Source organism: Pseudoduganella sp. RAF53_2, assembly GCF_052113985.1.
In the GTDB taxonomy this organism is placed as follows: Bacteria; Pseudomonadota; Gammaproteobacteria; order Burkholderiales; family Burkholderiaceae_D; genus Rugamonas.
In genome coordinates this window covers 1-10,499 of record NZ_JBFRDW010000147.1, presented here as the reverse complement: position 1 = coordinate 10,499, position 10,499 = coordinate 1, and the positions used below count along the sequence as shown (strand labels likewise).

The 10,499-nt window shown below is 61.6% G+C and carries 12 protein-coding genes; 8 read left to right on the top strand and 4 right to left on the bottom strand.

Features of this window, described 5'->3' with window-relative positions; genetic code table 11:
- The 4 genes from AB4Z11_RS11190 to AB4Z11_RS11175 all read left to right on the top strand — a co-directional run.
- A partial coding sequence (locus AB4Z11_RS11190) for a dipeptidyl-peptidase 3 family protein (RefSeq protein WP_442025325.1) occupies positions 1-969 on the top strand: 969 nt, incomplete at its 5' end.
- Positions 970-1,070: 101 nt separating this feature from the next.
- Positions 1,071-1,754 carry a hypothetical protein gene (locus AB4Z11_RS11185; protein ID WP_442025324.1) on the top strand — a complete coding sequence of 228 codons (684 nt, stop codon included), beginning with the start codon at positions 1,071-1,073 and terminating at the stop codon, positions 1,752-1,754.
- Positions 1,755-1,840: 86 nt separating this feature from the next.
- Complete coding sequence (locus tag AB4Z11_RS11180; protein ID WP_442025323.1) at positions 1,841-2,497, top strand: BON domain-containing protein; 657 nt, start codon at positions 1,841-1,843, stop codon at positions 2,495-2,497.
- A gap of 90 nt (positions 2,498-2,587) precedes the next feature.
- Entirely contained in the window at positions 2,588-3,886 is a 1,299-nt protein-coding gene (locus AB4Z11_RS11175) for an MFS transporter (protein ID WP_442025322.1), read from the top strand.
- On the opposite strand, the gene AB4Z11_RS11170 is transcribed toward AB4Z11_RS11175, so the two are convergent.
- The 3 genes from AB4Z11_RS11170 to AB4Z11_RS11160 all read right to left on the bottom strand — a co-directional run bounded on the left by AB4Z11_RS11170 (position 3,883) and on the right by AB4Z11_RS11160 (position 6,771).
- Positions 3,883-4,266 (bottom strand): MAPEG family protein, encoded by a 384-nt coding sequence (locus AB4Z11_RS11170; RefSeq protein ID WP_442025321.1) that lies wholly within the window; start codon positions 4,264-4,266, stop codon positions 3,883-3,885. The genes AB4Z11_RS11175 and AB4Z11_RS11170 overlap by 4 nt on opposite strands.
- 19 nt (positions 4,267-4,285) lie before the next feature.
- Entirely contained in the window at positions 4,286-6,394 is a 2,109-nt protein-coding gene (locus AB4Z11_RS11165; RefSeq protein ID WP_442025320.1) for a prolyl oligopeptidase family serine peptidase, read from the bottom strand.
- 80 nt (positions 6,395-6,474) lie between these two features.
- Positions 6,475-6,771, bottom strand: coding sequence for a helix-turn-helix domain-containing protein (locus AB4Z11_RS11160; RefSeq protein ID WP_442025319.1), 297 nt, complete (start codon positions 6,769-6,771; stop codon positions 6,475-6,477).
- Positions 6,772-6,844: 73 nt separating this feature from the next.
- Between AB4Z11_RS11160 and AB4Z11_RS11155 the strand changes: the two genes are divergently transcribed.
- Positions 6,845-7,210, top strand: a complete 366-nt coding sequence (locus tag AB4Z11_RS11155; RefSeq protein WP_442025318.1) for a VOC family protein — start codon at positions 6,845-6,847, stop codon at positions 7,208-7,210.
- On the opposite strand, the gene AB4Z11_RS11150 is transcribed toward AB4Z11_RS11155, so the two are convergent.
- A complete protein-coding gene (locus AB4Z11_RS11150; RefSeq protein ID WP_442025317.1) occupies positions 7,164-8,624 on the bottom strand; it encodes a cytochrome P450 in 1,461 nt (486 codons plus the stop codon). The two genes, AB4Z11_RS11155 and AB4Z11_RS11150, sit on opposite strands and share 47 nt — an antisense overlap.
- A 92-nt stretch (positions 8,625-8,716) precedes the next feature.
- Between AB4Z11_RS11150 and AB4Z11_RS11145 the strand changes: the two genes are divergently transcribed.
- The 3 genes from AB4Z11_RS11145 to AB4Z11_RS11135 are packed head-to-tail and all read left to right on the top strand — an operon-like array spanning position 8,717 to position 10,449.
- Positions 8,717-9,562 carry a helix-turn-helix domain-containing protein gene (locus tag AB4Z11_RS11145; RefSeq protein ID WP_442025316.1) on the top strand — a complete coding sequence of 282 codons (846 nt, stop codon included), beginning with the start codon at positions 8,717-8,719 and terminating at the stop codon, positions 9,560-9,562.
- Between the two features lie 35 nt (positions 9,563-9,597).
- On the top strand, positions 9,598-9,990 hold the full coding sequence (locus AB4Z11_RS11140; protein WP_442025315.1) for a DUF6632 domain-containing protein: 393 nt from the start codon (positions 9,598-9,600) through the stop codon (positions 9,988-9,990).
- Positions 9,991-10,005: 15 nt separating this feature from the next.
- Entirely contained in the window at positions 10,006-10,449 is a 444-nt protein-coding gene (locus AB4Z11_RS11135) for a VOC family protein (RefSeq protein ID WP_442025314.1), read from the top strand.
- Positions 10,450-10,499: the final 50 nt, after the last annotated feature.

Sequence of the window (10,499 nt, the reverse complement as noted above, 5' to 3'; positions counted from 1 at the left end):
ACCTATAACGACGAGCTGTTTGGCTATAAGGCCGCCTTCGAAGCGTATGTGAACATCCGCGACCAGAAGGAAACCGAAAAGCTGAACTTCTTCGCCAAGCACATGCAGGAGCTGGAAGACAACCTGCCGCTGGATAAGCAATACCGCAACCCGAAAGTCGGCGCCGTCGCGCCAATGGTAGTGGTGAACGAAGTGTACGGCGCAGGCGATGGCAATATGGGCGTGCAGACCGCCGCGTATAACCTGCCGAACGACGAGCGCATCATCAGCCAGCGCGGCTCCAAGCGCGTGATGCTGAAGAACGTGCAGGAAGAGAAGTTCAAGGCCACGCTGACGCCGATCGCCAAGCTGGTGCTGCGTCCTGCCGACCAGAAGGACCTCGACTTCAACTCCTTCTTCACCCACATCCTGGCGCACGAAATCACGCACGGCCTGGGCCCGCACATCACGAAGAAGAACGGTGCGGAGTCCACGCCGCGCCAGGACCTGAAGGAAGCTTATTCCACCATCGAAGAAGCGAAGGCTGACGTGACCGGCCTGTACGCCCTGATGTACATGATGGAGAAGGGCCAGCTGAAAGACACGCTGGGCCAGGGCGAAGAGGCGGAGCGCAAGCTGCACACTACCTTCCTCGCGTCCGCCTTCCGCACGCTGCACTTCGGCCTCACCGATTCGCACGCACGCGGCATGGCGATCCAGGTCAACTACATCCTGGATAAAGGCGGCTTCGTATCACACGGCGACGGCACCTTCTCGGTGGACTTCAAGAAGATCAAACAAGCGGTCACGGACCTGGACCGCGAGTTCCTCACCATCGAAGCGACCGGCGACTACGCACGCGCCAAGGACATGATGGCGAAGTATGTGGTGATCCGTCCTGATGTGCAAAAAGCCCTCGACAAGATGAAGGGCGTGCCGAACGACATCCGTCCATCTTTCCCGACTGCTAAGTCTTTGCTGGCCAAATAAGTTTGCTTTTTCCGAAAGCAAATATTTTGTAACAGCCCCGAAACTCCGGTAACAGCTTGCTGCTAGGCATGTATAGTTGAAGCTAGTTACCGGAGTTCGTCATGAATAAGTTCAGCCTTTCTCTTCTGCTCACAATCGCTGCCAGTACCGCGCAGGCGGCCCAGCTGACCGAGATGGAAACACGCTGGCTCACCGCCGGTGCGCCTGTGCTGAATTACGCCAAAGAACTCAAGCTCCCTATCGATATCGTGGTGCAGCCGCAAGCCGGTCCGAACGACGTGCCGCTGGCCATGGGGTTCAAGGACGGCCGCTGCAAGCTGGTGCTGTCCATGCGCGGGAATCCGGATGCGGAAGCTGTGCTCGCCAATGTCCCCGACGAGCGCAAGCCGCTGCTGATTGAAGCGATGACCGCGCACGAAGTCGGCCATTGCTGGCGCTATGCGCAGGGCAGCTGGCATTCGCTGCCGGCAGGCTTCATGGAAGCGGCGCACGAAAAAATCGCCAATCCGGAACTGGAAGCCATCTCCCAGCAGTTGCGCGAAACGCGCCGCGAAGAAGCCTATTCCGATCTGGTGGCACTGGCCTGGATCGAGCAGCGCCATCCGCAGGATTACGGCTATGTGTACAGCTGGCTGAACGAAGTGCGCCAGCCCGTCAGCCATGGTTCGCACAGCACCATCGAATGGCTGAAGCTGGCCAATAATGCCAGTGTGTTCGCTGGCGAACAAAAGCCTTTTGAACAGGCAGCCCAGCTGTGGCAGAAGGGCTTGCCGCAGGAGCAGTAAGAGGCCGGCAGTGTACGGTCGCGCACAGACGCAGTCCCTCGACAGGAATGTAATGCACATGCTAACCATCCTAAAGGGGACTAACCATGAAGAAAATTGTTTTCCTGTCTGCGGCTGCACTCATCAGCACCTGCGCGATGGCGCAAACCGACCGTGCCGCCTACAAGTCGGCTTGGGAAAAGGCAGAGTCCGACTATAAGGTTGCAAAGGACAAATGCAGCAGCCTGAAGGGCAATGCAAAAGACGTTTGCAAGGAAGAGGCCAAGGTTGCACAGGCCAAGTCCGAATTGGATATCACCACGAAGTACAAAAACAATCCCAGCGATGTCACGCGGGCCGAACATCGGGTCGCCGAGGCTGAGTATGATCTCGCCAAGGAAAAGTGCGATGACATGAGCGGTAGCGCCAAATCCACTTGCAAGAGCGACGCCAAGTCTCAGTACGACACTCAGTTGGCTTCGACCAAAACGTCCACCACTGAAAACGTAGCCGACAAGACCCGCGAGAAATCGGCGGATGCTTCGCTTGCCATGTCCGACACCATGATCACCACCAAGGTCAAAGCCGAGATGGCCGCTGACCCGGTTGTGAAAGCCATGGACGTGCACGTGGAAACCCAGGGCGGCGTTGTCATGCTGAGCGGCTTCGTGCCATCCAAGACTGAAGCCGATAAGGCTGTAGAAATTGCTCGCGCCGTCAAAGGCGTGACAGATGTGAAATCTTCCATCCAGGTCAAGAAGTAAGAACTGGGTCGCCGGATTTATGGCCAGGCTTGAACTGGCCATTTTTTTTGGTATGATAGATGATATTCATCATTTAAACGGAGCCTCACTATGCTTGCTCAACCCCTGTCCGGCTGGCTGGAGCGCCGCGGAATCCACTATGCCTGGGTCATCGTTGCGCTGACCTTCCTTACGGGTCTGACTTCCTCGGCCGCGCTGGGGCTGCCCGGTGCGCTGTTGCAACCGCTGAGCAAGGAGTTTGGCTGGAATGTGGACCAGATCTCGTCCGCGCTGGCGGTGCGTTTCGCGCTGTTTGGCCTGATGGGCCCTTTCTCGGCCATCCTGATGGAGCGCTTTGGCCTGCGCAATATTGTGGTGACGGCGCTGTCGCTGGTGTCCGGCGGCATGCTGCTGGCCACCCGGATGAGCGAGTTCTGGCATCTGGTGCTGATGTGGGGCGTGATGCTGGGCGTCGGCTCCGGCATGACGGCGCTGGTGCTGACGGCCGTGGTGTCCAATCGCTGGTTCGAATCGCGGCGCGGCCTGGTGGTCGGCATGCTGACGGCCAGCTCCGCCACGGGCCAGCTGGTATTCCTGCCGGTGGGCGCCTGGCTGGTGGAGCATTTCGGCTGGCGTATGGCCGTGGTGCCGGTGATGCTGGCTTGCGCCGTGGTGGCGGTGCTGGTGTTCTTCCTGATGCGTAACCGCCCGCAGGATCTCGGCCAGCAGCCATTCGGCGCGATCAATCCCGTGCCGGTGCCGCCGGCAATGCAGATCGGCTTCACGACGCCGTTCAAAATTCTGCGCAGCGTTTCGGGCAGCGGCGTGTTCTGGATTCTGTTCGCGACCTTTTTCATCTGCGGCCTGAGCACCAATGGCCTGATCCAGACCCACTTCATTTCGCTGTGCGGCGACCAGGGCATGGGTCCTGTGCCTGCTGCATCCGTGCTGGCAATGATGGGCGCCTTCGACCTGGTGGGCACCATTGGTTCCGGCTGGCTGTCCGACCGCTACGACAACCGCAAGCTGCTGTTCTGGTACTACGCCCTGCGTGGCCTGTCGCTTCTGTGGCTGCCATATTCGGAATTCACGCTGTATGGCCTGTCGCTGTTCGCGATGTTCTATGGTCTGGACTGGATCGCGACCGTGCCGCCGACGGTGCGTCTGGCAGCAACGCATTTCGGCAAAGAGAAGGCCGGGATGGTGTTCGGCTGGGTGTTTGCCGGCCACCAGCTGGGTGCAGCGCTGGCCGCATTTGGAGCAGGGCGCGTGCGCACCCTGATGCTGACTTATAACCCCGCCTTGTTCGCTGCAGGCGCTGCTTGCCTGGTGGCGGCCGGGATGGTGATGGTGATCCGTAAAAATCAGGCGGCCGCTGCACCGGTGGCCGCCCCGGCGAAAGCCGCTTAGGCCATCGCGATCATCGCAACGCAGATACCTACGCCGCTGAACCACACGAGGGTGCGCATTGTGCCTAGATTGGCCAGGTACAGCAGGCTGTAGATGATGCGGATGCCGAGGAAGGCCAGGGCCAGCATATCGATGCGGCCCTGGTCTACATGGGCATTTTGAGCGAGGATGACGGCTGCAATAAACAGCGGCAGGGCTTCAAAGCCGTTCAGCTGCGCCGCAATGGCGCGCTTGCCCCAGCCGGTCTGGCGCTGAGCCCATTCCCGCGGCAGATGGTTGTCGTAGCGGTCTTTGCCTGCCATGGACGCCACCTTCGGCATCAGCGCCACGGCAGCCGGCAGCATGCAGGCCGCTGCGATACACCAGTTTGCAATCGTCATCTTCGTTTTCTCCCTTTTTTTATTTGAGGTACTTGGCGAGCCAGGCCTGCACTTCGCTGTAGAAGTAGCGGCTGTTCTCGCCGTTCAGAATCCAGTGGTTCTCTTCCGGGAAGACCACCAGTTTGCTTGGCACATCGAGACGCTGCTGCGTCGCGAAGTTCATCAGCGCGTTATTGATCGGCACACGGTAATCGCGTTCACCCACGGTGATCAGGATAGGCGATTTGAAGCCCGTTCCTTTCTCGTGGTTCCCCGCCTGCATGATCGGGCTCTGCTCGCGCCACACCGRCAGATCGGCCCATACCGGACCACCGCTGTTCACTTCACGTCCGTACACGCTGTCGCTGGTACCCCACTGCATGACCAGGTCCATCTCGCCCGCGTGGGACACGATGGCCTTGTAGCGCGTGGTGGTAGCCTGCAGCCAGTTGGCCAGGTGGCCGCCGTAGCTGGCGCCGCCCGCAGCGAGCTTGCTGCCGTCGATGAAGCTGTACTTCTTGATGGCTTCATCCACCGCCTGGTTGACTTCGTCGCCCGGGCCTTTCAGCGGATCGTACTGGATCGAGCGCGCGAACTCTTCGCCGTAGCCGGTGGAGCCCTTGTAGTCGGTCAGCAGCACGATATAGCCCGGCTTGGCGAGCAGGTGGTAGTTCCAGCGAATCACGAACTGGTCGCGCCACATATTCGCGGCGCCGCCGTGGATCACGGCGAACAGCGGATACTTCTTGTTCGGATCGAAGCCGGCAGGCTTGACGATCATGTTGTGGATGCTGCGGCCGTCCGGCGTCTTGAACCAAAAGTGCTCAGGCGCTTGCCAGTCGATGGCGGCGGCCTTTTCCACGTTGAAGGAAGTCTGGCGCTTCGGCGTGCCGTTGAAGGTGTACACCTCCGGCGGATTGACCGAGGATTCCCACACGCCCACCAGCGTCTTGCCCGCTGCGTTCAGGGAGTTGATGGAGCCGGTCGGCAGCGAAGGCTCTTCGCGCTGATCACCACCGGCGTAGTTCATCGAATAGATCTTTTCCAGGCCTGCGTGCTCGAAGCTGTAGAACACGCGCTTGCCATCAGCCGGCAGGGCGATGCGCGAGATCGAGCGGTCCAGGTTCGCGGTCAGGATCTTTGGCTGCGGATTGCTGATTGGCCAGGCGAAGCTCGCTACGCGGGTCAGGTCATACACCTTGCCCGGTTCTTCCGCTTCGGTCAGGGCGAACAGCGTGCGGGCATCCGGCGAGAAGCGCAGCGCCTTGTAGCTGTGGCGGTCCTTGGTCAGCTGAACCGGTTCACCGCCGGACAGCGGCAGTTCGAAGATTTGCGTGAAGCTGGAAGCGCGCGCCGCCTCGTTGCGGTTGGTCGACGCAGCGAAGACGATCGATTTGCCTTCCGGCGTCCAGCTCGCGTCCAGCGACTGGCCGTCGTCGCCCTGGCTGCCGCCAAAGCCCGGCAGCTCGGCCAGCCTGGTACCCGTGAACAGGTCGCGCGGCTTGCCGCTGCCGTCGGCGTTTATCACAAACAGGCGGACCTTCTTCTCGTCCAGCCACTTGTCGAAAAAGCGCGGTGGGAAGGATTCGTAGGCGCGGGCGTTGTACTTGCGGTCCTTGCGCTCTTTGGCCGACTTCTTCACCGATTCTTCGTCGATATCGCCTGGGTAGATGTCGCTGATGAAGAGAATCTGCTTGCCGTCCGGGCTGAACTTCGGCGAACGCGCGCCGAGAGTGAGGGTGGTCAGGCGCTGGGCTTCGCCGCCGTGGGCGACGTCGAGGCGATAGATCTGGCTGACTTCATCGCCTTCGCGCTTGGCGGTGAAGAGCAGGAAGCGGCCGTCCGGCGACCAGTTGGCGCCGGCCTCGCCGCCCTTGCTGAAGGTCAGGCGGCGCGGGGCGCTGTCGTCGGTGAGGGACTTGATCCACAAGTCGCTCCACTGTTCCTTGTTGTCGTAGGCGGGATCAGTGACGGAGAACACGGCCCATTTGCCGTCCGGGCTTGGGATGGGGGCGCCGATGCGCTTCATCAGCCACACATCTTCGTGGGTGATGGCGTGCCTGGCAGGCGCGTCGGCCGCGTGGGCAAAGTGGGCGCTGATGCTCAGGATCAGCAGGGCAGTGAGCTTGGAGATTTTAGGTGCGGACATGGCACTGGCTTCGGTGAGTCAATGGAACCTCGCATGGTGGGCAATTCCTTGCTTACTGTCAATCTGCGCCGCAGCACCAACTAGCGGGGCAAACGGCCAATCCAGGGCCGCAGCACCGTGTATTTCGGCACCGCCGTCTGCGCATCGCTCTCCGCGCTGAGCAGGCGCCGCCGCAGCAGCAAAGCCACCGCGCGCTGCGCCGTGATGCGCGACAGGCCGGTGTCCAGTGCGATGGTGGCGTAGCTGGCCTGCACGGAGCGCTTGCCTTCCATGCGCCGCCACAGATAGAGATAGACCAGGAAAGCGGCAGGCGAGTGCTCGTGGCCGACCAGGTCGGGCATCAGCACGTCGATGAAATAAGGGTCGAGTGTAGTCATGATGAGTATAGTCATGATGACTATAGCACGGGCCGGCGCCGTGCCACAATGAGGCATTACCTATGGAGACACCATGATCACCCACATCAAATTTGTCAGCATTCCCACCCGCGACCAGGATGCCGCCCTGGCTTTCTACACCGAAAAGCTGGGCTTCCGCGTCATCACCGACCAGCCTTTCGACGAGAAGCAGCGCTGGATCGAGCTGCGCGTTGGCGCGTCCGACACGCGCTTCGTGCTGTTCACGCCCGATGGGCAGGAGGACCACATCGGCAGCTTCTTTAACGGCTCGCTCGCTTGCGACAATGTGCAGGCTACCTACCGCCAGCTGTCTGAGCGTGGCGTGGAATTCCTGTCGCCGCCTCAAAAGCAGCCCTGGGGCGAGTTCGCCATCATGAAAGACCCGGACGGGAATCAGTTTGTGCTGTCCTCGTCCTGAGGCGCATGCGCAGCGCGGCGGGCGCCATCACAAAGCCCAACAGCTCGCGCGCTTCACCGTCCTTGCCGTAAGCGTCCGCTTCGACGGACACGATATCGAAGCGGCCCAGCAGGCTGGCCATCGCCACTTTGATCTCCAGCAGGGACAGATACCGTCCGGGGCATAGGCGCGGGCCGGAGCCGAAAGGCATCGTCAACTGGCGCGCCGCGCTGCCTTCCAGCCAGCGCTCCGGCTGGAATTCGCTGGCATTCTGTAGCTGGGCTTCGGACACGCTCTCGCGGCGCAGCACGCACCATACCGGCATGTTCCTTGGCACGTGGATATCGCCGATCACCGTGTCGCGATTGGCCTCCAGCGGAATGAAGGGGGCGGGTGGACGCAGGCGCATGGCTTCGTGCGCGCAGGCGTCCACATAGTCCAGCGCATCCATCTGTTCCAGCGTGAAGGCGGCCGGATCGGGCGCCACGCGCAGCACCTCTTCCTGCGCGCGCCGTAGCGCTTGTGGATGGCGGTGCAGCAGCCAAATCAGCCAGGCTAGGGCGCTGGACGTGGTGTCCTCGCCTGCCAGCAGCATGGTGGTCACGTTGCCGATCACGGTGTTGTCGTCGACCGCGCTGCCTTCCTGCGCGGCTGCGGCCAGCATGGCTTCCAGCATATTGCGCGGATGCTGGGCGCGTTCCGGATCGGCTGCCATGCGGACTCGGGCCTGGGCGATGAAGCCATCCACCGCTTCCCGCATCGCCTTCACACTGCGCTCCAGCTGGCGATCCACCGGCAGGCGCACATAGCGCCAGTAAGGAAAAGGCGTGAACGAGCGGCGCCCGGCGCCGGCCATGATGTTTTCCAGATGCTGCTGGATGCGGTCGTCGCCGTTTTCGATGGTGTTTACTTCCGCGCCAAAGGCCAGGCCGGCGACGATGTCGACCGTGTAGCGCTTGAGGTCTGCGCTGAGCGCGATTTCCTGCCCTGCTGCCGCAAGCTTTTCCCAACGGCTCTGCAGACGGCGTCCCGTATTCACCAGAACGGGGAAGTAAGCCTTGATGGCGTGCGGTGCGAAAGCCTGCATCACCATGCGGCGCTGGTTGCGCCACTCCGCGCCTTCGGCCAGGAACAGCCCCGGATGGCCGCCCATCTCGCGCGACACTTCGGCCGTGATGGCCGGCCTTCTGAAGCCATCCGGACGGTCACGCAGGATGGCATTGATGCTGGTGGGATCGGACACCACCAGCACGTCGGTGCGGCCGAAGCGGAAGCGGTAGTAGGGGCCGTATTGCTTCGCCCAGGTTTCCGCCACCAGATGCACGCGCGTCGGGCGCATCTGGAGAATATTGCCTAGCAGCGGCAGGGCGGACGGGCCGGGCAGGTCGGCGACCTGGCGCAGCGCAGCGGTAACGGGGTCGGTGACTGTATTCATGTTGACCATTGTGCGCCCCGTGCGCGCAACCGGTCTTGAATATTTGCGACATGCTTGCAGGATGTCACGCCGCCTGCGCTACAATTGTTGATATGTCAACTGCACCGATAGCCCGCCTGATTCCTCCGCGCCTCTCGCTGGCGTCCTGCGTGCGCGCCCATGTGGTGCGCAGCACGCTCGATGTCGCGCCGCTGCTGGACACGCACCGGCTCAACCGCTATCCGGCCAGTCCCTTCTGCTCACTGTTCTTCCAGCTGTCCGGCGACTCCGTCATGGTGCTGCCGGAGGTTGCCGACCAGCCCCTGCGCGCGGGCGAGGCTTTGTTCTGCGGTCCTCAGTCGGTGCCCACAGCGACCGGCAATGCCGGCGCGGTGCATTTTCTGATGGTGCTGTTCTATCCGGACGCCATGCATCGCCTGACTGGCGTGGACATGACTTCCTGCGTTGATACGCTGCGCCCGTTGTCCGAAGTGTTCGACACTTCATGGCAGGCGATGGCCCGCAATGTGTTCGCCGCTGCCGATGACGACGCGCGCATTGCGGTCCTCGAACAATTCCTGGAGCCGCGCTGGCGTGATGCACGCGGCGGCGCATTCGACGGCGTGATTGGCGACTGGGTACGCAGGCTCGGCGCCCAAGCCGCAGCCGCCGGCATGGGACGCAGCGTGCGCATGGCCGAGCGCCGCGTCCGCGAATGGGCAGGACTGCCACTGCGCACCCTGCGCCGCATGCGCCGCGCGGAAGTGTCCTTCATCGAAGCCCGTGAACAGGCGCTGCGCGGCGAGCTTCTGCTCAGCGACATCGCCCAGCGCGGCGGCTTCTCCGACCAGTCCCACATGATCCGCGAAGCCCGCCAGATCTCCGGCCTCAGCCCCACCGAGCTGCTGAAGGCGGGGCTGGAAGATGAGAGCTATTGGATGTACCGTATCTGGAACTAAAGATGTGGGCGACGCCGTAATTCCGGGAGCGCAACATGAGAGCTGAAAATCGGACGACATACCTGCGAGTCTCGTTGCTTGTCGTCGGCACCGTCTTCCTGTTCGGGGTGTATCCGCTTACAGTGCTCTGGCCCTCGGGATGGGCGTGGCATCATGGGCGGTCGGAGTACCTGGAGATGATCATTGCCATCTATGCGACGTTGGGCGTGTTTCTTTTGCGCGCGGCCGGGAACCCGGAACAACACATCAGCCTTATTTCGTTCACCATCTGGTCCAGTATTGTTCACGGAGGAGTGATGGCGATGCAGGCGATGGCCAATTCAGAGCATGCTGGCCATTTGATCGGCGATGTGCCGGCTTTGTTCATTGTCGCGGCGGTCCTGGGATGGCTCTGTCCTCCGGCATTTAAGGCGCCGTTCAGCCGCTGAAGTTGAGGAGAGATTATGACTGTAAAGCGTATGGATAACGTCGGCATCGTCGTGGAAAACCTCGACGCGGCTGTTGAATTCTTCACTGAACTAGGCCTGACGCTGGAAGGGCGCGCTCCGGTCGAAGGTGATTGGGCTGATGGCGTCACCGGCTTGCGCGGCATGCGCGTTGAGATCGCGATGATGCGTACGCCGGATGGCCACAGCCGGCTCGAGTTGTCCCGCTTTCTGGCGCCGCCGGTGGCAGCCGATCACCGTACCGCGCCAGTGAATGCTCTTGGCTACCTGCGCGTCATGTTCACGGTGGAGGATATCGACGACACGCTGGCCCGGCTTGGCAAGCGCGGCGCGAAGCTCGTCGGCGAAGTGGCCCAATATGAAGATATCTACCGGCTCTGCTACATTCGAGGCCCTGAAGGGATTCTCATTGGGCTCGCCCAAGAGCTCAGACCGAGCTGAATTAATCAAACATAAGCATGCTGATACTTGCATCGACCATACTACTCATC